The 26,722-nt window shown below is 37.2% G+C and carries 24 protein-coding genes; 10 read left to right on the forward strand and 14 right to left on the reverse strand.

All coding sequences use genetic code 11. The features are described 5' to 3' along the window. Positions 1-5 precede the first annotated feature (5 nt). From GL301_RS11415 to GL301_RS11455, 9 genes are all read right to left on the reverse strand, one after another. Positions 6-2,729, reverse strand: a complete 2,724-nt coding sequence (locus tag GL301_RS11415) for an ATP-binding protein (RefSeq protein WP_003734375.1) — start codon at positions 2,727-2,729, stop codon at positions 6-8. Then, positions 2,726-3,961, reverse strand: coding sequence for a metallophosphoesterase family protein (locus GL301_RS11420; RefSeq protein WP_003734374.1), 1,236 nt, complete (start codon positions 3,959-3,961; stop codon positions 2,726-2,728). Before GL301_RS11420 ends, GL301_RS11415 begins: the two co-directional genes overlap by 4 nt. 142 nt (positions 3,962-4,103) lie before the next feature. Next, positions 4,104-4,457: a YlbF/YmcA family competence regulator gene (locus tag GL301_RS11425; RefSeq protein ID WP_003723354.1), complete on the reverse strand. Its 354-nt coding sequence runs from the start codon at positions 4,455-4,457 to the stop codon at positions 4,104-4,106. Positions 4,458-4,538: 81 nt separating this feature from the next. Further along, positions 4,539-5,672: a DUF445 domain-containing protein gene (locus GL301_RS11430; protein WP_003727831.1), complete on the reverse strand. Its 1,134-nt coding sequence runs from the start codon at positions 5,670-5,672 to the stop codon at positions 4,539-4,541. A gap of 103 nt (positions 5,673-5,775) precedes the next feature. Continuing rightward, positions 5,776-7,143, reverse strand: a complete 1,368-nt coding sequence (gene fumC, locus GL301_RS11435) for a class II fumarate hydratase (RefSeq protein WP_010959021.1) — start codon at positions 7,141-7,143, stop codon at positions 5,776-5,778. A gap of 69 nt (positions 7,144-7,212) precedes the next feature. After that, positions 7,213-8,007, reverse strand: coding sequence for an ABC transporter permease (locus tag GL301_RS11440; RefSeq protein WP_003725908.1), 795 nt, complete (start codon positions 8,005-8,007; stop codon positions 7,213-7,215). Next, the gene (locus tag GL301_RS11445) at positions 8,004-8,909 is read right to left on the reverse strand and encodes an ABC transporter ATP-binding protein (RefSeq protein WP_003725909.1); all 906 of its coding nucleotides are present in this window, start codon (positions 8,907-8,909) and stop codon (positions 8,004-8,006) included. Before GL301_RS11445 ends, GL301_RS11440 begins: the two co-directional genes overlap by 4 nt. Beyond that, positions 8,909-9,106 carry a PLDc N-terminal domain-containing protein gene (locus GL301_RS11450; RefSeq protein WP_070298235.1) on the reverse strand — a complete coding sequence of 66 codons (198 nt, stop codon included), beginning with the start codon at positions 9,104-9,106 and terminating at the stop codon, positions 8,909-8,911. The genes GL301_RS11445 and GL301_RS11450 overlap by 1 nt, the downstream gene beginning before the upstream one ends. A gap of 109 nt (positions 9,107-9,215) precedes the next feature. Next, positions 9,216-11,360 carry a penicillin-binding protein 1A gene (locus GL301_RS11455; RefSeq protein WP_003725910.1) on the reverse strand — a complete coding sequence of 715 codons (2,145 nt, stop codon included), beginning with the start codon at positions 11,358-11,360 and terminating at the stop codon, positions 9,216-9,218. A gap of 322 nt (positions 11,361-11,682) precedes the next feature. On the opposite strand from GL301_RS11455, the gene GL301_RS11460 reads away from it, so the two are divergent. The 3 genes from GL301_RS11460 (at position 11,683) to GL301_RS11470 (ending at position 14,601) form a co-directional block, all read left to right on the forward strand. Further along, on the forward strand, positions 11,683-12,108 hold the full coding sequence (locus tag GL301_RS11460) for a low molecular weight phosphatase family protein (protein WP_003725911.1): 426 nt from the start codon (positions 11,683-11,685) through the stop codon (positions 12,106-12,108). A gap of 63 nt (positions 12,109-12,171) precedes the next feature. Beyond that, positions 12,172-13,041: a cation diffusion facilitator family transporter gene (locus GL301_RS11465; protein ID WP_003725912.1), complete on the forward strand. Its 870-nt coding sequence runs from the start codon at positions 12,172-12,174 to the stop codon at positions 13,039-13,041. 255 nt (positions 13,042-13,296) lie between these two features. Beyond that, a complete protein-coding gene (locus tag GL301_RS11470) occupies positions 13,297-14,601 on the forward strand; it encodes a hemolysin family protein (protein ID WP_003727828.1) in 1,305 nt (434 codons plus the stop codon). Positions 14,602-14,641: 40 nt separating this feature from the next. Here the strand turns inward: GL301_RS11470 and GL301_RS11475 are convergent, their stop codons facing one another. Beyond that, positions 14,642-15,520 carry a LysR family transcriptional regulator gene (locus GL301_RS11475; RefSeq protein WP_003725914.1) on the reverse strand — a complete coding sequence of 293 codons (879 nt, stop codon included), beginning with the start codon at positions 15,518-15,520 and terminating at the stop codon, positions 14,642-14,644. Positions 15,521-15,820: 300 nt separating this feature from the next. Here GL301_RS11475 and GL301_RS11480 point away from each other — a divergent pair, with 300 nt between their 5' ends. The 5 genes from GL301_RS11480 to GL301_RS11500 all read left to right on the forward strand — a co-directional run bounded on the left by GL301_RS11480 (position 15,821) and on the right by GL301_RS11500 (position 22,188). Next, positions 15,821-16,675, forward strand: a complete 855-nt coding sequence (locus GL301_RS11480) for a sugar phosphate isomerase/epimerase family protein (protein ID WP_003723365.1) — start codon at positions 15,821-15,823, stop codon at positions 16,673-16,675. Between the two features lie 68 nt (positions 16,676-16,743). Continuing rightward, positions 16,744-18,669 (forward strand): oxidoreductase, encoded by a 1,926-nt coding sequence (locus GL301_RS11485; RefSeq protein ID WP_003727827.1) that lies wholly within the window; start codon positions 16,744-16,746, stop codon positions 18,667-18,669. A gap of 58 nt (positions 18,670-18,727) precedes the next feature. Further along, on the forward strand, positions 18,728-19,597 hold the full coding sequence (gene aroE / locus GL301_RS11490; RefSeq protein ID WP_274758787.1) for a shikimate dehydrogenase: 870 nt from the start codon (positions 18,728-18,730) through the stop codon (positions 19,595-19,597). 32 nt (positions 19,598-19,629) lie between these two features. Next, entirely contained in the window at positions 19,630-20,838 is a 1,209-nt protein-coding gene (locus tag GL301_RS11495; RefSeq protein ID WP_003725917.1) for an MFS transporter, read from the forward strand. A gap of 159 nt (positions 20,839-20,997) precedes the next feature. Continuing rightward, positions 20,998-22,188 carry an MFS transporter gene (locus GL301_RS11500; protein WP_003725918.1) on the forward strand — a complete coding sequence of 397 codons (1,191 nt, stop codon included), beginning with the start codon at positions 20,998-21,000 and terminating at the stop codon, positions 22,186-22,188. 38 nt (positions 22,189-22,226) lie between these two features. Here GL301_RS11500 and GL301_RS11505 read toward each other — a convergent pair whose 3' ends face one another. The 4 genes from GL301_RS11505 to GL301_RS11520 form a co-directional block, all read right to left on the reverse strand. Continuing rightward, entirely contained in the window at positions 22,227-23,291 is a 1,065-nt protein-coding gene (locus tag GL301_RS11505) for a hypothetical protein (RefSeq protein WP_003725919.1), read from the reverse strand. Continuing rightward, on the reverse strand, positions 23,288-24,166 hold the full coding sequence (locus GL301_RS11510; protein ID WP_003727824.1) for an ATP-binding cassette domain-containing protein: 879 nt from the start codon (positions 24,164-24,166) through the stop codon (positions 23,288-23,290). Before GL301_RS11510 ends, GL301_RS11505 begins: the two co-directional genes overlap by 4 nt. Continuing rightward, positions 24,156-24,551 carry a GntR family transcriptional regulator gene (locus GL301_RS11515; protein WP_003725920.1) on the reverse strand — a complete coding sequence of 132 codons (396 nt, stop codon included), beginning with the start codon at positions 24,549-24,551 and terminating at the stop codon, positions 24,156-24,158. The genes GL301_RS11510 and GL301_RS11515 overlap by 11 nt, the downstream gene beginning before the upstream one ends. A 91-nt stretch (positions 24,552-24,642) precedes the next feature. Beyond that, positions 24,643-25,125: a methylated-DNA--[protein]-cysteine S-methyltransferase gene (locus tag GL301_RS11520; protein ID WP_003725921.1), complete on the reverse strand. Its 483-nt coding sequence runs from the start codon at positions 25,123-25,125 to the stop codon at positions 24,643-24,645. A 145-nt stretch (positions 25,126-25,270) separates the two neighbouring features. On the opposite strand from GL301_RS11520, the gene GL301_RS11525 reads away from it, so the two are divergent. Together GL301_RS11525 and GL301_RS11530 are read left to right on the forward strand one after the other, a co-directional pair. Continuing rightward, positions 25,271-25,831: a bifunctional transcriptional activator/DNA repair enzyme AdaA gene (locus GL301_RS11525; RefSeq protein WP_003744500.1), complete on the forward strand. Its 561-nt coding sequence runs from the start codon at positions 25,271-25,273 to the stop codon at positions 25,829-25,831. Positions 25,832-25,852: 21 nt separating this feature from the next. Beyond that, positions 25,853-26,722, forward strand: a complete 870-nt coding sequence (locus GL301_RS11530; RefSeq protein WP_003725923.1) for an RluA family pseudouridine synthase — start codon at positions 25,853-25,855, stop codon at positions 26,720-26,722.

Genomic DNA, 26,722 nt, shown 5'->3' on the forward strand with positions numbered 1-26,722 from the left:
ACCCATTATAGCACGCGTATGTCCTCACTGGAAAAATATTTGCGAGTTTCTTGATGGCATGTGAAAAAAATGACTTGGTTTTCACTTTTTCGTTTTTGAAGCAGCTGCATCATTTGCCCCATTCTCGAGGAATCAAAATGCACAAATCCATCATCAATAATGATTGGTAGTGGAAAGTCTTTGTGAATAACATCAATTAGCGCAAAACGAATAGCCAAATATAGCTGCTCTTTAGTCGCTTGGCTAAGTTCTTCCGGGAAGAACGGAATTCTATCCTTACTTTCTACTTGAAGCCTATTATCTTGTAAGTATACTTTCCTATAGTTCCCACTAGTTAAGTGATTAAAATATTCACTTGCCAGTTTTAATGTTTTTGGAAGTTTTCCTTCTTGTAACTGCTGCATCGTGTTTTGCAACATTTGAAGCGCTAGTTTTGTTTCTGTCCACTCAGCTGAGATTTGTTGTAATTTGCTTTTTTCTGAATAAAATTCTTGCATCAATACAGCGAAAGTCCCGCCTTCTTCCAATTTGTCTATTGCATGGTTTTGTGCTGCGAGTGAGGCGTGAAGTTGCTCTTGTTCTAATTCTATTTGCCGCAGTGATTCTTCTAATTGGAGCTCTTTTTCTTTGATAGTTGCTTGATTTTCATATCTATTTAGAGCTTCTCGCTTTTCTGGTTCAAGTTGCGCTTCTATTAAAACTAATCGTTCACGCCACTTCTGTTCTTCTTTTACGCGCATTGCAGCCATACGAAAGTCTTCTTCGTTACTCACATTCGCACGTTCTAGCAAGTCTGCCTTTTCTTTCTTTACAAGTAATAAATCTTGTTTAACTAAGTCTAATTGCATCGTTACTTGTTCTAATTTTTCAGCGAGCTTTGCATTTTCAGTTAGGTGGTTTCGATAATAGAGCAAACCTTGACGAAGAAAAGTAATTTTTTCTTCCGTGTCCGTATAATCTATAGGCAATTTTAAGTTTTCTAATCTTGCTCTATATGCTTCTTGCTTCTCTGCTAATGGTTCTAGTTTGGAGATAAGTTCCATTGCTAATTGCCTTTTTTCACTGTTTTTTTTGTAGATGCTAAGTTCGTAATGCCAGTTCGAACTAGGTTCAGTGTTTATTCCCAAGTCAGAAAAGAAGTGTCTAAGTTCCATCGTATGTTGGTAGATATTTTCGCTTAGTTTATTCTCAGCTGCTCTTAATTCAGCAATTTGTGAAGCAACCATATCCATTTCGTTCAAAAGTTGTTGCCATTCTTGTCTTATTTTCTTTTGTTCTAAAAAAGCTAGAATTTGCTCATTATTTGTTGGAGAAGATTTTCCAGTAGTAATAAAAGCATAACCCACTATAAGTGCAGAAACAAAAACAAGTGCTACACTCCAAATAGCTTGGAAAACTATCATCAAGACGAACGCTACTGCAAATATGCCCAAGGAAACCATCGTCTTAGTTTTAGAAGTTTTAGGACTATCCTGCATTTTTTCTTTTGCTTGTTGGAATGTTTTATTATCCCACATCTCCGCTTCTATTTGATCAATCTTTTTTTGGAGTTTTTCTTCGGAGTTATTAGTGAATTTTAATTTTAGCTGGATATCATGTTGTTGCTCTTTGTGGGACTGTTCTTTTTCTTTTAAGTGAATCATTGTTTGTTCTAATTCGCTCGACCATATTCTAAGTGGTTGTTTTGTGTCGACTTGCTGAAACTTAATCTCTTGCTTTAAATTCTTTAACTGGATTTCTCGCTCTCCAAAAGCTGCATAAGTTTCGATTAGATAAGTAACTTCTGCTTCATTTTCGGCAAAAAAAGCACTATGTTCATAATTATTGTTGCTAATTAGATTTTTTTGGCGTTCTTCTAGTTGGATAAGTTGATTTTGCCATTCTTTTTCTCGGAGATTCAAGTGTTCTAAACGAATAACTCCATCAGGCGGAAAAGTAGCTTCTGTTGTTTCAGAAGCTTTGTTACTGAGTGCTTTCCATTCTTGGTATAACGGCCACAAATCCGCTAATGTTGCTAATGCATCTAACTCAACTCGCATTGTTGTTTTTTCTTTTTGTAGCTCTGTTTGTCTTACTATCGCTTGCTCTTTCTCATTGATTAATTGTTCATATTGCGCATTTTGTTTTTTTGCGTTTTGAAAAGCTTGTTGGGCTTCTTTTACTTTTTTTAGTTGTTGGTTAATTAGTGGATTTCGCCCACTTGGTTTATATAGACTATCTAATTTTTTTTGTAATGCTTCGGCTGCCTTTAGAAGAGCGTCCGATCCTGTTGTTCCAGTTGCTAACAAATAGCGTTCAAATTCTTTCTTTTTCCATTGATGAATATTTTGTAGTCCGTGTATATCAAATGAAAAAATAGCCTCATAAGTGTTTCGATCAATTTCACCGATAATTTCTGGTAATTTTTCTTCTCCAGCGGTTTGGCCATCCCCGTAATATATCCGAACATCTCCCGTTGCTTTTCCTTTCAAGCGTTCAATGATGACTTTTCCTAAAGGTGTGTCTTCTAGTGTTAATCTTCCACCATATGGTCCACCGTTTTTTGGCTCCATGCGCGGTATCGATTGTTGTTTCGTTGGGAAACCGAACAAAATACTATGTATAAAAGCCATAATAGTTGATTTTCCGGCTTCATTTTCACCATAGAATACTTGGAAATTGGCAATATTATTAAAATGAGCATCGGACCATTTTCCGTAACCAATGATATCAATAGATGTTATTCTCATTTATCATCACCTTCCACTTCTGCAAGCGTCCTCCCTAATTCCATTAAAGCATCATGTAGTAGCCTCTCACGATCAATTTCAGACAAATCATCCAAGTATCTACTCACTCCACTTTCAAGATACAGAGCCTCTACTGCTTGATAAAAAGCAGATTCATCTTGTAGTGTCTCAAACGAATGCTTGATTTCTTCTCCTGCTAAATGTGATTCGTACCATGTTTGTGAATTACTTTGATTCGTTATCTCCGTTGTTAATTTGTGTACCCATACAAATGTGTTATCTGTGATTTCTACTTCTTCTTGAAGCATTTGTAACCAATCATTCGTATCGATTTTTTGTTTATTTTCCATCTTAACAATTATATGAAGAAAATAAGAGTGACTTCTTCCTTGATAGCTCTCTAACAACTTAGTAGTTTCTCGGTAAAAGGCATTTATCTCACTATTTTCTGGTAAGGTAATTACAGCTTCTTCCCAAATAATCGGACTTGTTCCAATGAAATCAATGGTTGTACTTGCTTCTGATAATGTAATGATACTGGCGCCCTTTTCACCTGATTCTTTGCGATTTCGACCTTGAATATTTCCTGGGTAATAAATGCTAGGAGACTCTGCAAGCAATTGTCGCTTATGAATATGACCTAGTGCCCAGTAGTCAAAACCTTTTTTGCTAATTTCTTGTACACGAAATGGGGCGTACACATCATGTTCTTCGCTACTAGATACTTCTGAGCCATGTAATAACGCAATGTGAAAATCAGCATTACCTTGAATCTTGTATTTATCTACTCGGCTTGAGCGAATATGACGTTCATTATAACTAAATCCATAAATATTAACGCTCACACCAGTGGCGGTTTTATGCGACATTACTTCTACTTGCTCTGAAAAAACGTGCACATTGCTTGGTAATGTGAGTTTTTCTTTATGCTTTTCTATAAAATCATGATTTCCATGAATCATAAACACGGGGATGTTCGCCACTTCTAACCGTTTCATTTCTTTTGAAAAACGCGCTTGAGCACGGACACTTTGATCTTCACTATCATATATATCTCCAGCAATTAAAACGAAATCTACTGCTTCTTTTATCGCCACAGTTGTAATTCGTTCTAATGATTGAAATGTGCTTTCTTGTATGGCAGAAAAAAGCGGCTGTGGTAGTGTCGAAAGCCCGATGAAAGGACTATCTAAATGTAAATCAGCCATATGTAAAAATTGGATTTCTTTCATGACTTTCGCCTCCTATAAAAACCGAATATACGTTCTTATTATATCGTACTATTACGTTAGGTACAAGCATTTCCAATAAAAAAATGACCCTATTATCTGCTAAATAAATAACAAATAATAGAGCCACTTGGTTTAATGAAAATTAATCATTAGCTACATTATAAAGATCTTGTAATGGCGTCATGATAATGCGATTTAGATCATTGATAATTGTACTCATCGCTTGCTCTTTTTCCATTAATTTAACGATTAGTTCGTTTTCTTGAACTTCTTGCGCTACTTGTTGTGCTACATCTACTGTTTCGTCGTCAATTTCTTGACCAGTCATTTGTTTTTCTTGGATAGTTACTTGAACATCGCGAAAACGTTCGAATTTTGCTTTTGCATCTGCATTTTCGTTTACTTCACGGTATGCATCTTGTAAGCTGATGAATTCAGGTGTTTCACGAATTCCTTTGTCTAAATCATGTGCTAAATCATAAATATTAACTGCCATTGATAAATCCTCCAAATATCTGTATTTGTCACTTCTGTTTCACTATAACAAAAAGTCGCCGGTTATTCCAGTATAAAAGAACTAAATCCACATTGCGAGAACACCTTGGATAATTCCAATAAATCCACCTAAAATCCCACCTAAATAAGTAATCATTTTTAACTCTCTACCAGAAATCTCTACAACAAGTTTTTCGATTTCAGGTAAAGAAAAAGTGGCAATTTGTGTTTCAACGAGTTTCGCCAAGTCCATTCTCTCTACTATTTCTGCACTATGTGTTGCTACAAAATCAAGCATCCTCTCTACTGCAAAAGGAATTACTTTTTCTGTAATAGCTGCTTCATAGCCACGTAGCATCACTTGAATGGGCTGATTAAATAATTTCTCGTGAGGAAAAGTTTGGATAAGTTCAGAAGTAAGTTGTCCAGCTAAATGAGCTTGCTTTTCAGTCGGGATAAGCTCTTGTAATTCTTTTGCTTCGAAATTTTTCCATTCTGTTGTTAGAAGTTGATTAATTAGATTTTTAGTGTCTTCTTGCCCGATGAGTTTTAAGCCTTCTTGTTGAATTTTTTCAGAAAAGCTATCAATATTAATAAACATTCTAGCCATGCTTCCCATTTTGCCGTGTTCTTCAAAGAATTTTTGTAGCATTTGTTTAATTTGAATTTTGCCTTCTTCACTCGATACAAACAATGTCATTTTGCTCGTGATTCTCTCTGTTACATGTGGTAGTTTAGTTGTTAGTTCTGACTCTAACATAGTTGGAATTAAATCGCTCATTTTTGTCGTTTTTTTAGTAGTTAGAAAGTGGTTGATTTCTTTCTCTAAAGTTTTTTCTACCCATGTCATAGAACGAATTTCTGCATTTTCATAACCGAAATGATGGAGGAGTTCATTGGGTGTGGTTTCTAATTGCATTTTTTCATGGAACATTTTCGTAATAGTATCTGTTATTTCTTTTTGTAAATTCTCATCTAGCAGACGAGCACGAATGGCGTCTTCTGTAAGCAAATGACTCACTACTACTTTTCCGATGTGTTCGGCTAGTTCATCACGTCGTTTAGGGATTAAACCTGGAGTAAATGGTAAACGTTTATTAAATAGGTAAATGGCTTTGTAAGGGCGAAAAAGCATTCGTATGGCGATATAATTCGTCATTGCGCCGATAAATCCGCCAATCACAGCCATTAAAAGTATCGTAAATAACACTGACATGTTTTGCATCTCCTAATATTTGTCTAGTAAAAGTGGTTTCATTATACGTGAAAAATCCCTAGACAACAATTGTTTCTAGGGAAGTTCATTCTAAAGTATGAGATTACAAATTAGTCATTTTTAACGGATCAATCCATAAATCAAATTGCTTTTCTGTCACAAAACCGGTTTTGATTGCCGCTTCTTTTAATGTCGTATTTTCATCAAAAGCCAGCTTGGCAATTTTGGCAGCTTTTTCATAGCCGATATGCGGATTCAATGCTGTCACAAGCATTAGGGAGTCATTTACTTTTGTTTCAATAACTTTTTCATTCGCAGTGAGTCCTTCCAAACAATGCAATCGGAACGAACGCATGCTATCTGAAAGCAGTTTGACAGATTCTAAGAAATTAAAAATGATAACTGGCTTGTAGACATTGAGTTCAAAGTTTCCTTGGCTGGCAGCAACATTAATTGTCACATCATTTCCCATGACTTGAGCCGCTACCATCGTCATTGCTTCACATTGAGTAGGATTTACTTTTCCTGGCATAATGGAGCTTCCTGGTTCATTAACTGGGATCGTTAACTCACCTATGCCGCTACGTGGTCCACTTGCTAATAAACGGATATCATTAGCAATTTTCATTAGATCCGAAGCAAGGCTACGAATGGATCCATGAACAAAATTAATCGGACTATGACTAGTTAGAGCAAAATACTTATTGGAATCAGAAGTAAAAGGATATCCCGTTTGTTTCATCAATTCTTCGGCAACCTTATCACCAAAATCACGTGAGGCATTTAAGCCAGTTCCAACTGCCGTCCCACCAATCGCAAGTGGCAAAATTGCTTTCATACTTGTTTCAAGATAGTTTTTATTATTTGTAAGACATGCTTCCCAGCCACTAATTTCTTGGCCAAGTGTTAATGGGGTTGCGTCTTGCAAATGTGTTCTGCCAATTTTAACGAGATGCATGTATTTACTTTTCTTCTCTGCCAAAACAGCTTCCATTTTAGTTATTTCAGGTAAAAGTTTTGTTACTAAAGCCCCGTATGCAGCGATATGCATCGCTGTTGGAAATGTGTCGTTCGAGCTTTGCGACATGTTGACATCATCATTCGGATGAATTTGTCCTTCGCCTAAAGTTAAGTTGGCAACATGTGCGATAACTTCATTGACATTCATGTTGCTCTGCGTTCCGCTTCCGGTTTGCCAAACGACTAAAGGAAAATGCTCATCTAGTTCTCCTTGAATGATTTGATCACAAACCTGGCCAATCGCTATCGCTTTTTCTTCGGATAGTTTTCCTTCTGCTGCGTTTACTTTTGCAGTGGCTTTCTTTAATTGAGCAAAAGCATATATAATTTCTATCGGCATAGGATTATCACCAATAGCAAAGTTCCTTTTACTTCGTTCTGTTTGCGCTCCCCAATATTTCGTCGCATCTACAGAAATTTCTCCAAGCGTATCTCGCTCTATTCGTTCCATGTCGCCACCCCTTTTTATTCTATTTTAGTATAAAGCGGATGTTTTCGCAAAACACATGAAAAATGTTCGCTATTCCGTTTTTGGGAGTGGTTTTATTTTTATCATTAGGATAGTTAGACTTATAAATGCGAAAATCCATAAGATAGTAATACAAAGTGTTGGAATAAAATAATCCATCGTCTTATCAGACATAATTAGCATTGTTGCATTTTTACTTAGATATGCTGGATTAAACATTTGAATCCAGCCGCCAAAACCACTGATTACCCCTAAAACAATTGCTATAAACACGCTAATCATCGCAACAACGGCATTACTATCAAAAACCGCGCTCGCAAAAACAACCAAGCTAATTACGAAAATAAACCAGATGGCGTACACAAAAAATGCCTGCGTTAAAGAATTGATCGCTAGTTCTCCAAATAAAAAGTACGTATAATAAGCCGCCAACACATAGCCAATTAAAAGTGAACTTAACCCCACCATACATTGCATTACCCATTTCGATAAAACATATTCCGCAGCGCTCACTGGTCTTGTCATGATAAACGCTAACATGCCTCTAGTTCGGTCATTTTGAATGCAAGCCATCGCAACAACGATGATAATGATAATGCCAATTTGATCAAACTGGGAACCGAGTGTTTGTGCCATCACTTCCTGAGCCGATTGATCCCCCATTAATGCAATTACTTGCTCCGTTTCCGCTCCCGTGCCAACTGCTTTTAGAATTTCTGGTAAAAAATACATCATTAGTGGTTGAGTGAGGCCAAGAAGTGCGAATACAATCGGAAGCCAAATAATTTTTAAACTTCGACGTTGTTCCAGCCATTCTCTTGCTAATAAAGCATTAAAATGTGTCATTTGCCCACCTTCTCCATAAAGATTTCCTCTAAGCTTTGGTGTCTGTTTTCGACACGAATAAATTCACCTTCTATTTGTAATAAAGATTTCAAAATAGCTTCTGACCCAGCTTTTTGGTTAGTTGTGTAAACTTGATAAACCATTCCAACTCTTTCAATTTTCTCCACATGTTCATTTTGAAGCAGTAACGTTTGCCAAGCTTCACTATCTCCGCTAAATTCGACATCAAACACAGGGGAGCTTTCTTCTTCCATAAGTTGGACTACTGTCTTATCTGAGACCAGTTCGCCATTTTTAATGATGGCAATCCGGTCACAAATTTCTTCAGCATCTTTTAAGATATGTGTGGAAAATAGGATAGTAATCTCTTTTTTTAGTTTGTCTAATAGCAACATCATTTCCCGGCGACCGATGGGATCAAGGGCGGATACTGGTTCATCTAGTACAAGAAGTTCTGGTCGATGCAAAATAGCTTGAGCAATCCCGAGTCGTTGTCGCATTCCACCTGAATACGTGCTAATTTTTTTATTTGCACTCTCTTCTAAGCCTACTAGTATTAATACTTCTTTAATCCGTGTTTTTAAATCTGTTTTTTCCATGTTAGATAGCTTTCCCATAAAATGAAGGCATTCTGTCGCACTCATCCAACCATAAAATTCAGGATATTGCGGTAAAAAACCAATTTTTTCGCGAACTGATTTTGCATTTTGACCGTCTAAAGTAATTTGTCCTTCATCCTGCGTTAAGATTTGGACAATCATATTAATCATGGTTGACTTCCCTGCACCATTAGGCCCGATAAGTGCCACGCATTCTTTTTCATTGATTGTGAGATCAATTCCTTTAATGACCCACTTGCCATTATATTTTTTCTTTAGTCCTTGAATTTCTAATTTTTTCATTAGTTACCTTCCTCTTTTTGGCCAAAAATAAAGTAGGCAATTGGGCCAAAAATGTTGATAACGATAATAACAACTAGCCAGATAACCGGATTTTTTCGTTCATTCCAGTTTTTTGTTAAGTCAATAATAGCTGTTAATAATAAAGCTAAATAGAGAAGAATTACGGGTATAATTAATGCGATTTGCGTTTTATCCAATGTACTCACCTCATTCTTTTGTTATACTTATTGTATAACAGTTATAATATTAATGCAATACAAAAAAGCACATTTTACTAGAGTTAACATAGTAAAATGTGCTTTGAATTTAATTACCTATCGAGTCGATTAAGTTTCCAATGCCATCAGAAACTTTTCCACCGAATTCTTTTACTTTATCTGCGCCTTTTTTGATTGTTTCTCCAGCTTCATCGGCTTTTTCTTTCACGCCACTCCAAAAGTCGCTACCACTGTTCTTCTCTTTTTCTTCTTCTTCTTTTTTCGCTGCAGTTTCTTGTGCAGCACTCTTCGTACTAAAGTCTGCGGATTTCTGATACTGCAAACCACTATTCATTACGTAGTGAGCCAAACTAGAAACACCAGCAGAACTGGTTGTAGTTAGGTAATGCTCTTTGTCAGTTTTATCATATCCCATCCAAACGGCTCCGACTAGGTTTGGCGTGTAGCCAACAAACCATTGATCTTTAGTACCGCTTGTATCATCAAATGGAACTTGCGTGGAACCTGTTTTCCCAGCCATTTCGTGACCGGAAACAGCTGCACTTTGACCAGTTCCTGTATTGATAACATCTAAAAGCATGGAAGTCATTTCATTAGATACTGTTTCTGAAATGATTTGTTTAGTTTTAGGAACATTTTCGTAAACTGTATTGCCTGATGGATCGACAATTTTAGTAATAATATGAGATTCCGGTTTGGCACCATTGTTAGCGAAGGTTGCATACGCTGTTGCCATTTCTACTGGCGAAGCACCTTTACTCATACCACCGAGTGCAAGTCCAAGCGTTCTATCTTTTTCTGGAACTGTAATACCAAATTTTTCGACAGATTTTACACCTTTATCAATACCAATTTGATCAAGTAACCAAACGGCAGGGGCATTAATCGAGTTGGCTACAGCTTTATACATTGGAACTTCTCCACTATAAACGCCGCCAACATTGGTTGGTGTGTAGTTACCTTTGTAGGTTATTTTTTCATCTTTTAGCATTGAATCCACGTCATAACCAGATTGAAGCGCCGGTGTGTATACCGCAAGTGGCTTCATTGTGGAACCTGGTTGTGCTTTCATCTGTGTCGCCCGGTTGAAACCACGGAAGACATGTTCTCCGCGTCCACCAACAAGCGCTCTAATGCCTCCAGTAGCTGGATCCATTAAAACAGCTCCTGATTGAACTAGTGTGCCATCATTTGCATTAGAAGGGAATAACCCATCATTGTTGTAAACATTTTCTAAGGAAGTTTGATAATTTTGATCTAATTCCGTATAGATTTTATATCCTTTTTGCATGATTTCATCTTGCGTTATATCTGCTTCATTTACAGCCTCATTAATAACTGCATCGACGTACCATGGATATTTATTCGCAAGTGGATCTTTTGATTGATCATTTAAAACTATTTTTGTAGCTTTGTATTTATCGCCTTCTGCTTTTGAAATTGTGCCTGTTTCGACCATTGCATTTAATACCATGTTGCGGCGATTAGTCGCTTTGTCGATATGTTGGTATGGATCATACGCACTTGGAGCTTGAAGCAATCCAGCAATTGTCGCAGCTTCTGGTATGTTTAAGTCTGCCGCTGATTTACCAAAATATTTTAAGGAAGCATTTTCTACTCCCCATTCCCCATTACCAAAGTAAGAACGGTTTAAGTACATTTCCATAATTTCGTCTTTTGAGTAGGTTTTTTCGATTTCACGAGCCATAAATATTTCTTTGGCTTTTCGTGTGAAGGTTTGTTCTTGTGTCAGTAGAGCATTTTTGGCGAGTTGCTGTGTAATCGTACTACCGCCACCAGAAATGCCTCCGCTAGTGACTAAATTAACACCCGCCCGAGCTATCCCTTTCAAGTCAAAACCTTTATGTTCATAAAATTTTCTATCTTCAATGGAAACTACTGCATTTTGTAAGTTTTTAGATATTTTATCGATGGATACAAATGTTGCATCAGTGGAAGAAAGCTCCCCTGCCTTGTCGCCATCTTTGTCATAAATAATCGTGGCTGACTCTAAGCCTTTTTTTAGTGCATCTATGTCGGCAGATTTTGCTACTATTACAAGATAAATGATAAAACTTAATAAAAATACAAGTCCAGCTAGTAAAAAAATCTTTCCGATATGTTTGTTTTTCCAGAAACGTCTAAATTTCTGCCATCCTTTGCTAAGCCATTTTCCTATAAAACCAAAGAATAATTTTAAGTATTTAATTAGTTGCTGTTTGAATTTGTCCATGTAACTCTCCTATCTTCTACACGGTATTAAATAAACTATACACACAGTTATACACGTATTTTACGTTAAAAAGCAACTTTACGCCACCAACTTTAGACCGATTTTTGTAATAATTTTGTAATAATCCATATTTCCTACATATTTATTAACCTCTTTTTTACAATTTCTTCATTTTAATGTTTCTAGTAATTTAAAAAGGGTAGATATTACTGTTACCATTACTTGTGTCTTTGGTAATAATTATCACCTATATACTGTGTACAACAAGTAATGGCAGCAAGTTTTACATGGGTACATTAATACGCCGGAAAGGAATTGGAATATGACGCAAAAGCTGATCTACTTTTTATCACAAACGCATATTCGAAGTGCCATTGCTGAAGCTTGGGCGAAAAGACTTTCACTTAGCAATGTCAAATTCATTAGCGGTTCTTGGCATAAATCTAAATCAACACCGTTTATTGCAGAAGCGTTGAATGAGTTTGCAATCGAGCCACCTGAAAGTTTGTCTTATTCCCCTAGCTCAGAACTACTGGCAGATGCTGATCTCATTGTAACAATTTATGATTCTGCACATGAAACTGCACCAAAATTTCCAGCTAACATACAAGAAAAAATTATTTATTGGGACATTGATGATCCGGAACAAGAAATAGCGTTACCAAAAAAATGGGCGAGTTATCAAGAAGTATGTGATAACATTGCCTTATCAGTAAAAAATTTAGAGCATGTATTGATAGAGGCTTAGATTTCGTTGTCCCGCCATTCGTAGGCGGGACTTTTATGTTAAAAAGAAAGGAGTACATACATAATGGATGGATACAACGATTTAAAAAAGGCTGAAAAAGCGGCATTTTTGAGTATATTTGCCTATTTATTTCTAGCGGTTTTAAAAATAGTTGCTGGGCAATTAGGAAACTCTGATGCCTTACTTGCAGATGGTTTGAATAATACGACTGATATTGTTGCTTCTGTTGCGCTTTTAATTGGCCTTAGAATTTCTCGTATTCCACCTGATGCAGATCATTCATACGGACACCGACGGACTGAAACTATTAGCTCTTTAATCGCATCTATCATTATGTTTCTCGTTGGCGTGCAAGTTATTTGGAGTTCAATTGTTCATATTATCGAAAAAGAATTTGCAACACCCTCGATGTTAACTGCTGTTGTCGCGCTTTTTTCTGGTGTATTTATGTATGCTATTTACTTATATAATCATCGACTTGCGAAAAAACTTGATAGCCAAGCTGTGCGAGCTGCTGCATATGATAATCGTTCCGACGCATTTGTTAGTTTAGGTGCGTTTATCGGGATTATTGGGGCTGTTCTTGGTGTTCCTTGGCTTGATTCCGTGACGGCCTTTTTGGTCGGTATTTTGATTGTTTATACTGCTATCAAAATTTTCTATGATGCTGCACATACCTTGACAGATGGTTTCGATGTTTCTAAGCTCGAAACTATTCATGATTTAATTGCTTCTGTACCTGATGTCAAAAAAGTAATTGATATTAAAGCGCGAATGAATGGAAATAAGATTTGGATCGATGCAACTATCGCTGTGGATCCTGAACTAAATGTAGTTAAAAGTCATGCAATCACCGAAATCGTTGAACAAAAAATTCGTAACGAATACGAAGGTGCGTTCACTTTAGTTCATATTGAACCATTTTTTGAATAATATTCATTGTCAATAATCGTAAAGTCAACTATAATTTAGATTAAAGTATCATTTGCTGGGAGGGAATATTCGATGGGGCAGAGAAACTAATTCACATAAATTATCTAACTAGAATGAAAAATAGGCAACAACACATTGGAGGAGTTCTCTTCCAGGACGGTTTTTCTTCTATATAGATAGTTTTATAATAAGCTTATTTATATTAAACTAGGAGGTGTTTGCCTTAGCAGAAACTATTTCTGTCAAGGCGATTTATTGATATTAACCATTAAATTTTTAATTATAGCTTTACTTATTGCTATATCAGCATTTTTCGTGGCAACAGAATTTGCGATTGTTAAAATGCGACCAAGCCGTTTGGACCAATTAATTGCGGAGAAAGATAAACGCGCAGTCCTCGCTAGACATATTTACAATCATTTGAACGCTTACTTATCAGCCTGCCAACTCGGGATAACGATTAGTTCCCTTGGACTTGGTTGGTTGGGGGAATCTACGGTAGAAGCGGCGTTACATCCGTTATTTAGCTTAATGGAACTTCCGCAATCAGCTATTACGATTCTATCCTTCACGATTGCCTTTCTATTTATCACATTCTTGCACGTAGTTGTTGGGGAACTTGTACCGAAAACACTGGCGATTGATAAAACAGAGGCAGTTGCACTTGCGGTAGCTCGTCCACTGCATATTTTTTATAAAGTGATGTTCCCGTTCATTTGGATTTTAAATGGTTCTGCCGTTTTCATCGCACGTCTTTTTGGTTTAGAGCCAGCTTCCGAGCACGAAATTGCTCATACCGAGGATGAATTAAAAATAATCGTCGGCGAAAGTTATAAGAGTGGTGAAATCAACCAATCAGAATTCCGTTATGTGAATAAGATTTTTGATTTTGATGAACGTATGGCGAAAGAAGTCATGATTCCGCGAACAGAGATTGTTACCGTTGATACGGGCTCTACTATCGGGGAATTATCCGACATTATGCAAAATGAACGCTATACGCGCTATCCGGTTATTGATGGCGATAAAGACCACGTTATCGGCGTACTTAATTTAAAAGAAATTTTGTCAGCATATGTTGAGCATGGATCTAATCCAAGTTTTAGCATTGATCCTTACGTAAAACCAATTATTCGTGTGATTGAAACAATTCCGATTAAAGAATTACTTTTCCGTATGCAGCGTGAACGTTCCCATATCGCGATTTTACTTGACGAATATGGTGGTACTTCTGGACTTGTTACGGTTGAAGATATTGTAGAGGAAATCGTTGGTGATATCCGCGATGAATTTGATGCCGATGAAATTCCAGAAATTCGCAAAATCAAAGACGGTCACTTTATTGTGGATGCGAAACTTCTTATTGATGAAGTAAATAATATTTTAGGTACTGAAATTGAGGAAGAAGAAGTCGACACAATTGGCGGCTGGTTCTTAACGCAAAATTATGAAGTAGAAGTTGGGGACGAAATTGATTACGATGGATTCATTTTCCGCGTAAAACAAGGCGAACCTCATCATATTGAATATATCGAAATCATCAAAAAAACGAATGACTAATCAAAAAGTAGCTATCCCTCTCGTAGGATAGCTACTTTTTTTATATACGATGCGCTAACATAAATTGCTTGAACTTCTCAGCTGCGGGCGTTAGCGTTTGGTTTTTCGCGACTGCGAGATAAAAGAATCTCTCCCAGTTTGGGCTTCTAATTGGTAAGACTTTGACATCCACATAATTTAAAATCGGCATGTTCGGAACTACAGCAATCCCAAAGTTTTGCGCGACCATTCCGGCAATGACTTGATCCACTTCAATTTCATATGCAATTTGATAATCGGCACCAATTTTTCTGAACAAATCATCGATAATTGGACGCAAACCACTTTTTTTCGAGAATGCGATATGCGGATAATCTACCGTTTCGATTAAATCAATCCAGTCTTTCTCAGCAAGAGGATGGCTTTTGGGGACGATGAGCACTAATTCTTGTTTGGCAATTGGCGTAAAGTGAATATTTCTTTCATTTTCAAGTTTAGAACAAATACCAATATCAAATTTCTTTTCTTTTAGGCCTTGAATGATATCAATCGAAACACCTGTATGGAAAATAAAATCGATTTGTTTTTCTGGTTCGGTTTGGAGAAATTCTTGAACAAGCTTTGGTATTAGAGACGTGCCAAGTGTTTGCAAGAATGCCAAGTCAATCTGCCCTTCCCCATTCGCCGCTTTTTTAGTCGTCGCGACACCCGCATCAATCATATCTAAGGACTCTTCCACATAATCAAGAAATACTTTGCCAGCTTTACTTAACCCTATATTCCGCCCTTCTTTTTCAAATAAAGGGATACCTAATTCTTGCTCTAAGGAGGAAATTGCGTGACTTAAACTAGGCTGTGTAATCAGCAATTTTTCAGCTGCTTTTGTGTAATGCTCCATGTGCGCCAGTGTGACGAAGTATCGTAAATGGTGTAAATTCATGCTTCTCTCCTAACTAAAAAGTTATCTATGCAATTTATCTATCAATTAATAGAACAATACCAATTTGTTTTTATGGAATAGTCATAATACAATTAGACTGTAGTTACGCCAGTGAAATAAACTATTCCTTAAAAACCAATATACGGTAGAATAGGTTAACTGTCCAGTTCCATTTTCAACTATTGAAGGCGTTATCACATCAGAGGTTTTTAATTAAGCGGAATTAATTTTTTTACTGGTGTTTGTGAAAATATTATCAAAGTTTCTTGTAATTTTTATTATGGAGAGGAGATAATTTTTATGACAAATGCAAATGGCAACCTAAAAAAATGCCCCATCACGATTAGCTCTTATACGCTTGGAACAGAGGTATCTTTTCCTAAACGAGTAAAAGTCGCTGCGGAAAACGGTTTTGACGGAATTGGCTTGCGTGCAGAAAACTATGTAGATGCACTAGCTGCCGGATTAACGGATGAAGACATGTTGCGGATTTTAGACGAGCATAACATGAAAGTAACAGAAGTGGAGTACATAACTCAGTGGGGAACTGCCGAAGATCGTACAGCAGAACAACAAAAGAAAGAGCAAACAACTTTCCACATGGCGCGATTATTTGGCGTCAAACATATTAATTGTGGTTTGCTTGAAAAAATCCCTGAGGAACAAATCATCGTCGCGCTTGGTGAATTATGTGACCGCGCAGAAGAATTAATTATTGGTTTAGAATTTATGCCATATAGCGGTGTAGCAGACTTACAAGCAGCTTGGCGAGTAGCAGAAGCATGCGGCCGAGATAATGCGCAACTTATTTGTGACACGTGGCACTGGGCTAGAGCAAACCAAACAGCAGAATCTATCAAAAACGTTCCCGCTGATCGGATTGTTTCCATCCAACTATGCGATGTCCACGAAACGCCTTACAAAGAACTTCGTGAGGAATCACTTCATGATCGTCTAGCTCCTGGAGAAGGCTACGGAGATACGGTCGGTTTTGCAAAAATTTTAAAAGAACATGGTGTAAATCCACGTGTGATGGGAGTCGAAGTTATTTCAGACTCTATGGTAGCAACTGGTTTAGAGTATGCCGCCCTTAAAGTATACAATGCCACGAAAAAAGTATTAGACGAAGCATGGCCAGAAATTTCTCCACGCTAAACACCTACTCGCTTATGTGAAAATAATAACGTAGTAGGAAGACTCCCTGTGAAAGGAATGTGTTATTTTTGAAATTTAATTCGATGTTTTCACCTATTGATATCGGGCCGATGAAGGTGCCTAACAGATTTGTCGTATCGCCAATGTGTAACAACTATGCAAATACAGATGGAACTTTATCAGATACTTCCCTTGCTTATTACAAAGAACGAGCGCTTGGGGGTTTTGGGCTTATTACTTTTGAAGCAACGGTTGTAGATGTACGCGCAAAAGGTGGCGCAAATAAAGCATGCCTATATAGTGATCATCAAATTGCTAGTTTTAAACGAGTGATTGATGTATGTCACGATGCTGGAGCAAAAATTTCTGTTCAGTTACAGCACGCTGGACCAGAAGGAAATTCCAAAGTATCTGGTTATCCTTTAAGAGCAGCCTCAGCAATCGCCTCTGCTGCAGGGCGTAATACTCCGGAAGCCATTTCGCGTGAAGAACTTTATGAGTTGATTGAACTTTACGGAGAAGCTGCTTTACGAGCAAAAAAAGCGGGCGCCGATGCGGTTGAAGTTCACTGCGCACATGGTTATCTAGTAAGTAGTTTCTTATCTGCACGGACGAACAAACGTGTGGACGAGTTTGGTGGCTGTTTTGAAAACCGAATGCGATTACCTCGGCTTATTATTGAAAGTATTCGTAAACGTGTCGGTCATTCCATCGCAATTCTTTGCCGAATTAATAGCACGGATGGTGTGGAAGGCGGACTAAGTGTTCAAGATAGCGCAACAGTTGCAGCTTATTTAGAAGATTGTGGTTTGGATGGTTTGCATGTTTCTCGTAGCGTCCATATTCGTGATGAATACATGTGGGCGCCAACCGTATTGCATGCAGGATTTAGCTCTGATCTTGTAACACAAATCAAACGCGCTGTTTCTATTCCTGTAATTACTGTGGGTCGTTTCACAGAGCCGCATTACGCGGAATTAATGGTTCGTGAAGGCCGCGCTGACTTGGTTGCTTTCGGGCGTCAGTCTTTAGCAGATCCAGAAACACCAAACAAAGCTGCTGCTGGAAAACTAGACGAATTACTTCCTTGCATCGCTTGTCTTCAAGGTTGCGTTGCTAATATGTATGCCGGAAAACCCATTACTTGTTTAGTAAATCCGTTACTTGGACGTGAATCCGAAGCTTATTCACCTAAAACTCCAAGTAAAAAAGTAGTTGTCATTGGCGGTGGTGTCGGTGGGCTTTATGCTGGATGGATGGCTGGATCCCGTGGTCATGATGTGACAGTTTATGAAGCATCAGATATGATTGGCGGTCAAATGCGCTTAGCTGCCTATCCTCCTGGTAAAGGCGACTTAACAAACATGGTTCGAAGTTACATCAAAAAGTGTGAACAGTTCGATGTCGAAATTAAAACAAACACACCTGTAACACCAGAACTTATTCAAGAAGTTGCCCCAGATGCCGTCATTATTGCAACTGGCGCCACTCCACTTGTTTTGCCGATACCAGGTATTGAGGATGCTGGACTTATCCACGCAGTTGACTTACTTGATGGGAAAGAGAAATGTGGTCAAAAAGTACTCGTAGTTGGCGGAGGTATGGTTGGTAGTGAAACAGCTGCATTTTTAGGTGAAGCTGGTCATGACGTCACCGTTGTAGAACTTCGCGATGAAGTCGGAGCAGACGTTATTTCTGAACATCGTAAATTCCTGATGCGTGATTTCGATGAATATAAAATCAAAAGTGTTACGAATGCAAAAGTAACGAGTTTCTTTGAAGACGGGGTAACCTATTCCCTAGCGGATAACAAAGAACACCGAATCGACGGATTTGACTCTGTTGTTCTAGCAATGGGATCAAGAGCCTATAACCCACTGGAAGAAGCTATAAAAAAAATGGTACCCGAAACCTATGTCATCGGTGATGCTATTCGTGCGCGCCGGGCATTGGATGCAACAAAAGAAGCACTAGACGCTGTATTACAATTATAATTTATCATTCTACTCGCTGTAATGTGCAGCGAGTAGGATTCATTCGGAGGAAAACAAAATGGAAAATAGAATTTCAGGAACGACTAGGCTTCTTGGCTTAATTGGGACACCCGTAGACCATTCAAAATCTCCAATCATGTATAATTACAGTTTTCAAAAAGCGGGGTTGGATTATGCTTACCTAGCTTTTGACACACCTATTGAAAAAGTTGCTGATACTATAAAAGCAATCAAGACATTTAATCTGCGTGGCGCAAACGTGACCATGCCTTGTAAAAGTGAAGTTTTAAAACACATGGATGACCTTTCCCCTGCTGCTCGGATGATTGGCGCTGTTAACACTATCGTAAATGAAGACGGGAAGCTAACTGGGCATATAACAGATGGCCTTGGTTTTATTGCAAATTTACGAGATGCTAGTGTAGATGTCACCGGCAAAAAAATGACTATAATTGGTGCTGGTGGTGCAGCTACAGCAATCCAAGTCCAGTGTGCACTTGATGGGGCCAAGGAAATCACCATTTTTAATATTAAAGACGCTTTTTATGACAAAGCAAAACAAACTGCTGCTTCCATTAAACAAGAAGTGCCAAATTGCATCGTACATATTTATGATTTGAACGATACAGAAAAACTAAATGCGGAAATTGCCACTAGCGATATCCTTGTTAATGCGACACTCGTTGGCATGCATCCGAATGAACACGAAACACCTATTAGCGATACATCCGTTTTTAGAAAAGAGCTTATCGTTGCAGATATTATTTATAACCCTAAAAAAACGCAACTTCTACTAGATGCTGAAGCTGCTGGTTATAAGACTGTAGGCGGGTTAGGAATGCTTTTGTGGCAAGGCGCTGAAGCATACAAATTGTTTACTGGTAAAGATATGCCAGTTTCAGAAGTAAAGAATCTATATTTCAACTAATAAATTCATCAGGATTTCGAGAGGAGAAAAAAATGAACGCAAAAAGATTTTATCCAACAGCAATAGCACTTTATTTTACTTATTTTATTCACGGTATTGGGGTATCCATTCTTGGCCAATACAAACAAGATTTCGCCGGAGTATGGGGAGCAGATAAGCTTTCTGATGGCACATTTGACGTAAGCATGGTTATCGCAGTTATCGCAGCACTTGGTTTAGGTCGCTTGCTGACATTACCAATTTCTGGACCCTTCTCAGATAAATTTGGGCGTAAACCGTCCGCATTAATCGGTGTTGCGTTATACGCAGTTTATTTCATCGGTCTTGCTTTTGCACCGAATATGTATATCGCTTACGCTTTCGCTTTTGTAGGAGGAGCGGCGAACTCATTCTTAGACACAGCCGTAACACCATCAGTTCTAGAAATTTTCACAAAAAATGGCGCCATTGCCAATATGTTTACTAAATTCTCTATCTCTATCGGACAATTTGTATTACCTTTCGCAATCGGTATGGTTGCGGCGGCAAATATGTCATTCCGCACACTATTCGTTATTACAATGGTCTTAATCGTTATTGATGGCTTAATCATCGCATTTATGCCATTCCCTCCAATGAACAATAATGTTGGCGGCGAAAAAGCAAAACCAGAAAAAATGAAATTCAATGCAACTAGTTGGGCTATAATCGGTATTGGTTTTACGTGTACATCCACTTTCCAACTATGGCTAAACTGCAACCAAGAACTTGGAAAATTATACGGTATGGCTGATCCAAGTAAAATTCAATCATTCTACTCACTAGGAACAATGTGCGCAATTCTAATTACCGCTGTTCTCGTGAAAAAATTTATTTTACCAGTCCGAATTCTAATCCTATATCCAGCAATTGCCACTTTAATGTTGCTAATTATTTATATCGTACAAACACCAACCATTTGCTTAATTGGTGGATTTGTTATCGGATACGCTGCTGCTGGGGGAGTTCTACAACTAGCTGTATCAACTGCCAATGAGTTTTTCCCAACAAACAAAGGGAAAATCACTTCAATTGTCATGATTTCTTCCAGTCTAGCAAACTATATTGTTTTAAACGTTGCAAGTTATATTACTAAAGCTGGTGGTATCGAAGGTCCGAAATATGTGTTATTATTCAATGTAGCGATAACTGTTATTGGTATCCTACTAGCAATCTTTGTCAATATGCGTTACAAAAACGAATCTAAAATTGCTACTAAATAATTTATTATTCAACTGAGCATTTATGATGCTCAGTTGAACTTACATATCATTTGTGAAGTAAAGCACAAACTTATGTATTTTATCTATATGAACTCACTGAAAAAGAGGGTATTTTTAATAAAAAGTCCTCATAAGTCATTACATAAAGGAGAGCAGACTATGAAAAACAAATATTTATCTACATCACTTGGTCTTTATATGAACTACTTTGTTCATGGTATGGCGTTAATCATCATTGCACAAAATATTGATTTTTTATCTCAAAAATGGCATACAGATTTGGCTGGTGCTGCCGGCGTTGTATCTTCCTTTGGGATTGGTAAATTATTAGCTGTATTTATTTCGGGAAGACTATCCGATAAATTCGGTAGAAAGTTGTCTGTTATTCTCGGCGTGTTTTTCTATATTATCTTTTTAGGCGGTATATTACTCAGTCCCAATACGATTATCGCATACATGTTTGGTATTTCTGCTGGGATAGCAAATTCCTTCTTAGATACAGGAACCTACCCCGCCCTTATGGAAGCTTATCCAAAAAAAGCTGCTTCTGCTAATATCATTGTTAAAGCTTTCGTACAATCTGGTCAATTCCTTTTACCATTCATGATTGCATTTATTTTAGCAAATAACTTATGGTATGGCTGGAGCTTTATTGTATTGATCGTTATTTTACTAATTAACTTACTCTATACATTAACGCGAACTTTCCCGCCGATGACTGTTGGAAAACCACTAGATGCAGCAGAACTTGCCGAAGAGAAAAAGCAAAAGTTTCATTTTAGTATAGATGAAATTTGTTTGATTTTATTTGGTTTTGTGGCCCAAACGCTTCTTTATATTATGAGCCAATGGATCGCTAAGTATGGTTCAGAAGTTATTCATATGACAGACGATGCTTCTAGACTACTTGTAAGTTATGCTAGTGTCGGAGCGATTATTTGTGTGTGTGTGACGTTTATTTTAGGAAATCGCGGCGTGCGAACGCTCCATATCTTAATTACTTATGTAACCATGACGATGCTCATCTCCTTTACACTGTTTGCTTTCCCAAGCGAAATCGTATGTATTGTTGGGGCTTTCTTATTGGGCTATTTCTCTGCTGGAGGAATTATCCAATTAGGTTTAACACTACTTGCGGAGGTTTCTGCTCGAGGAAAGGGTTTTGTCACTAGCCTTTATACTATTGCAGAAGGGATAGCTGTTTTCATTATTCCCTTGATTGCTGCTGCGATTTCCCGAATTGATATTGCCGCTATCTTCTTACTAAATGCTGGTATTGCGCTTTTCGGCCTCGCTCTCTTAATGATTGTATTTACAAGAAAGAAAAAATTTGCTCGAGATCATATTTAAAAAAGACCGAGAATTGATTCCTCAATTCTCGGTCTTTTTTAATGTTTCCGTAACGTCTTCCATTTGTACATGAGCATCCAAAAAGCAATAACAGATGCAACTAAAATCAGTATAATTTTAATTATTAAACTTATAACTTGTCCCGTCGGAATTAATTGATCGTAATTAAAACTTGCATAATGGCCACTTAAACAAATAGTCACATAAAGAGAACCAATGATAAGTATAGGGACCCGGAATTTATTATTCATTAAAAATCTACCATCGTTTTCCAAAGAAGCTGTTTTCATCGCATACCAGCTAATGGTTAACATTCCTATTGATAAGATAATTAATATGACAAATTCACTTAACGCTGTAGTTCCTTGTAAAATTGGCGTAGGTATTGCGTTATACAGCATAACTGCTCCACCATCAATATCCACTATTGTTTTTCCAGTAAAGAAAGCTTTAAAACCAATGATTAAATTAGTCAATGCGCCTGGAAACATGTATAAAAAGCTAACAATAGATCCAATCGCTATAATTCCGGCTGTAATTATCTCTCCAACCAAATTCCCGACTGCCACTGCTAACGTGTAAGAAAATAAATACAATAACAAAAAGGAACTAATATACATCAAAGAATCGCTCACACTGGGTAAATACAACCCCGGTATTTGCTGGTAAATATACCAAAACCTACAGAAAATGATGATTGGTACTAGTACGAAAATTAAAAGTAATGGAATAAGCATCTTATGCCAAAAAATTTGCTTCTTGGAGTATGGCAATCCAAAAGTAAAATAATCCATTTGCTTATTTTTCTCAAAAACAGTTAACTTTAACCCTAAAAACAGAAACACATAGAAGAAAAGCCCTAAATTCCCTTCAAAATCATAAGGAGTTAAACTTAAATCATTTTTTATTTCATTACCCGTCATTTGTTGATCTGCTGTATTATTTTTTTGAAATTCTTCAGACTGATAATAGTTATAGTTGTCATTAAACATACTAACCGCGTTCGTTGCAGTCGTAGCTTCAGAACCTATAAAAGCGATTAAAATAAATATAAATACCCACGCATTCTGACGCCATTCTTTCCAAAGAAGCCCTGCACTCATGATTTCTCGCCTCCTAGTTCTTCTAGATGATAAATAAACAAGTCTTCTAATGTGACTGCGAGTTCATCCATGAAAATTGGTTTTTCTTTTTTTATTGCTGCGTATAATTCTGTGTTCATATCTCGGAATAAAATGGTGTAAACACGGCCATACTTATTAATTACTTTGCCATTTTCCAGTAAAAAAGGTGGAATTTTTTTATTTTCAAAAGCGATCTGAATTTTAACAGCTTGTTCCCGAAGTGATTCAAGATGGTAAGACTCTTCAATATGATTATCTTGTAAAATATGAATATAGTCAGCAATCGGATCTAAATCAGCTAAACGATGGGAAGAAATAATAATGCCTAATTTCCGCTTCTCCACTTCTTCTAATAATATGCCCATAATTTTCTTTTGAGCAATTATATCGAGACCTTCCATTGGTTCATCGAGCAAAATAAATTCAGCTCCGATAGATAGGGCAAGAACGAGCCCAAAAAGACCTTTCATTCCTTTTGAATAATTTTGAAATTTTACATCTGTAGCTAGGTTAACTTGATTGAGTAAGTTATCAAATTTAGCTCCGTCGAATAATGGATAAGTTTTTTGATAGAATTTTTTTATCGTCGGAATCTTATAACCATCCCAACAATTTAAACTATCTTGAAGCATGAATAATTTTTGCTTTAATTGAGGGTTTTTGCTTAATGCCTCATCTAAGTACACATCTCCCTCATCAGGAATATAAAAACCCATAATAGTTCGAAAAAGAGTTGTTTTACCTACGCCATTTCGTCCGACTATACCAATAATTTCTCCTGGCTTTACTTCAAATGTTATTTTATCCAATAAGAGTTCCCCGTCAATTTTTTTGCTAAGTGAATCAACCTTCAACCATGTCACCTCCAATGATGTCTTGACTATATTCGTCTGATAATCTATGTATTTCTTCAACGTTAATTCCAAGGTAAACTAAATCGAGAATCGTTTCTTTTAATTTAATTTTTGTTTCTGCTAGTTTTTTTGGTGAACTTACTTTATCTTGTTGGTTCGCTATGAAGGTCCCTTTTCCTTTTACCGTGACAATTACTTCTTGTCGTTCTAATTCTTGGTACGCTTTACTCACAGTGTTTGGGTTCACTCCGATTCTACTTGCAAATTCACGTATAGATAATATCTTTTCTCCTTCTTGAAGTATCCCTTTGACAACTTGTTCTTTAATTTTTTGGACGATCTGTTCATAAATCGGTAGTTGACTTTTTGTGTTAATCGTAAACATCTCTCCCCCTGCTTTCATGAATTCTACTATAGAGAACTAATTGTACTAGTTACTATAGTACAGTAGATAAAAAAATAAATCAATTCTCTTTTTAAAAAGAAAATTGATTTATTTTTGCTTTTTCAAGTTTTAAGAGTGATTCTTTCATCCCTATCCCCCCGCTATAACCTGTTAATTTGCCATTTTTACCAATTACTCTGTGGCATGGAATAATGAAAAGTAGTGGGTTTCTTCCGATTGCCGTTCCAACTGCGCGCACGGCTTTGGGGCGATTTATCTGTGCTGCAATTTCTGTATACGTTCTAGTTTCTCCATAAGGAATAGCTTCCAATGCGTGAAATACTTCAAGTTGGAGAGGAGTAGCGGACAAATCCATTGGTACAGTAAAATACGTAAGTTCTCCGTTCAAATAAGCGACCAATTCTTCTTTATACATGTTCATTTTTTCTGGGCTTCGCTTGGCTGATTGAATCTTTTCTGCCTTTGTTCCAACGTAAAATAGCCCAGTTTTCGTCGCTGCGAAATAAAGCTCTGTGTCTGAAAAATGAAGCGTATCATAATATAAATCTGTCATTTCCTTCACCTCTTTCTAATGTTAATTATACGCTAAATTGAATAACATTTCTAACCAGTTTCACTATAAGAGCAAGATTAGAAAAGTTTTCCTCGCAATTTACCTTCATAACGTTTATGATTAATAAGAAGTTGAGGTGATAACATTGTCGGATTATTACTTAACCAAAAAAAGATGGCAAGCAATTTCAACGAATGATAAGACTGCTGATGGCACATTTTTCTATGGTGTTACATCTACGAAGATTTTTTGCTATCCTTCTTGTAAATCACGATTACCAAAAAAAGAAAACATCGTTATTTTCCATAGTGCGGAGGAAGCTTTTTCGCATGGCTACCGGGCTTGTAAACGATGTAAATCTGGTGGTACTGCTCTACCTGATACGGAGTGGATAACAAATATCGAAATGTATATTAAAGAAAATTTTGCCAAACCGCTCACTTTACAAATCATTGCGGATGATTGCCACGGAAGTCCGTACCACTTACACCGAACATTTAAGCGAATCACGATGATTACACCCATTACTTACCTTGAGAACGTCCGGATTAGTTACGCAAAAATGCAGCTAACCTCGACCAACCAATCCATTGAAACTATTGGAAAAATGGCTGGCTTTCCAAACCCCTCTCATTTTTCTACTACATTTAAAAGACATACCGGTTTGTCACCAAACCAATTTCGAAAAACAATAATAAAAAATTAAATTAGAACGGATGATTTGACTATGACACATGTAACATTACCTATTTTAGAAGACTGGGAAGGCCTTTCACTAACTACTATTTTGCAAGAAAAATTTCATCTCGGTAAAAAAGCGCGACATGAAATTCGCATGTCTCAAAATGTTTTGCTAAACAATAAGCCACTGGATGATTGGAATACGCCACTTTTCGTTGGAGCGAGTCTTTCTTTACCAGTTTTCTTACATGACAAAATCCCTGTCTATGAGTACGACTTAGAAATTATTTATGAAGATGATTTTTTACTAGTAGTGAATAAACCAGTTGATATGAAAACTCACCCAAATGATAGTTATGAAACAGATACTTGCGCGAATGCCGTGCAATATTACTTAGAAAAAACAGGCCAAGATGCGAACGCCCTAGCAGTTCACCGTCTTGATCAAACTACTTCCGGTTTAGTACTGTTTGCTAAAAACAAATTAGCTATCGCCGGCTTATCTTGGCAAATGGAAAATAGAGCGATTCACCGGACTTATCTCGCTGCAGTTGATGGTACTTGGGGACTCGTGATGCAGACTATCAACAAACCCATTGGCGAAGATCGTCACCACGGTTCCAGACGCCAAATCAGCCCATACGGTCAACCAGCAGTAACGCATGTTAAAGTATTAGAAAATGATAACGAAAAAAACACCTCTCTTGTAGAATGCCAAATCGAAACTGGTCGGACGCACCAAATTCGCGTTCATTTAAGCGGAATTGGCCATCCAATTATTGGCGATACGCTTTATGGTGGTTCCCCTCGTGCTAATCGCATCATGCTACATGCCGAAAAATTACATTTAAATCATCCTTTCAAAGGTAAAGAAATGAATTTTTCTGCTCCAGCTGGAGATGATTGGGTATTTTAA

The sequence above is a fragment of the Listeria sp. LM90SB2 genome, assembly GCF_028867355.1.
Taxonomy (GTDB): domain Bacteria; phylum Bacillota; class Bacilli; order Lactobacillales; family Listeriaceae; genus Listeria; species Listeria monocytogenes_B.

Coding starts and splice junctions, on each gene's coding strand:
- GL301_RS11475 (WP_003725914.1), bottom strand. CDS start 15,520: ATGAATTTACACCATTTACGATACTTCGTCACACTGGCGCACATGGAG.
- fumC (WP_010959021.1), bottom strand. CDS start 7,143: ATGGAACGAATAGAGCGAGATACGCTTGGAGAAATTTCTGTAGATGCG.
- GL301_RS11530 (WP_003725923.1), top strand. CDS start 25,853: ATGACACATGTAACATTACCTATTTTAGAAGACTGGGAAGGCCTTTCA.
- GL301_RS11420 (WP_003734374.1), bottom strand. CDS start 3,961: ATGAAAGAAATCCAATTTTTACATATGGCTGATTTACATTTAGATAGT.
- GL301_RS11515 (WP_003725920.1), bottom strand. CDS start 24,551: ATGTTTACGATTAACACAAAAAGTCAACTACCGATTTATGAACAGATC.
- GL301_RS11445 (WP_003725909.1), bottom strand. CDS start 8,909: ATGAAAAAATTAGAAATTCAAGGACTAAAGAAAAAATATAATGGCAAG.
- GL301_RS11440 (WP_003725908.1), bottom strand. CDS start 8,007: ATGACACATTTTAATGCTTTATTAGCAAGAGAATGGCTGGAACAACGT.
- GL301_RS11415 (WP_003734375.1), bottom strand. CDS start 2,729: ATGAGAATAACATCTATTGATATCATTGGTTACGGAAAATGGTCCGAT.
- GL301_RS11495 (WP_003725917.1), top strand. CDS start 19,630: ATGAACGCAAAAAGATTTTATCCAACAGCAATAGCACTTTATTTTACT.
- GL301_RS11520 (WP_003725921.1), bottom strand. CDS start 25,125: ATGACAGATTTATATTATGATACGCTTCATTTTTCAGACACAGAGCTT.
- GL301_RS11425 (WP_003723354.1), bottom strand. CDS start 4,457: ATGGCAGTTAATATTTATGATTTAGCACATGATTTAGACAAAGGAATT.
- GL301_RS11500 (WP_003725918.1), top strand. CDS start 20,998: ATGAAAAACAAATATTTATCTACATCACTTGGTCTTTATATGAACTAC.
- GL301_RS11480 (WP_003723365.1), top strand. CDS start 15,821: ATGACAAATGCAAATGGCAACCTAAAAAAATGCCCCATCACGATTAGC.
- GL301_RS11460 (WP_003725911.1), top strand. CDS start 11,683: ATGACGCAAAAGCTGATCTACTTTTTATCACAAACGCATATTCGAAGT.
- GL301_RS11430 (WP_003727831.1), bottom strand. CDS start 5,672: ATGTCAGTGTTATTTACGATACTTTTAATGGCTGTGATTGGCGGATTT.
- GL301_RS11465 (WP_003725912.1), top strand. CDS start 12,172: ATGGATGGATACAACGATTTAAAAAAGGCTGAAAAAGCGGCATTTTTG.
- aroE (WP_274758787.1), top strand. CDS start 18,728: ATGGAAAATAGAATTTCAGGAACGACTAGGCTTCTTGGCTTAATTGGG.
- GL301_RS11505 (WP_003725919.1), bottom strand. CDS start 23,291: ATGAGTGCAGGGCTTCTTTGGAAAGAATGGCGTCAGAATGCGTGGGTA.
- GL301_RS11455 (WP_003725910.1), bottom strand. CDS start 11,360: ATGGACAAATTCAAACAGCAACTAATTAAATACTTAAAATTATTCTTT.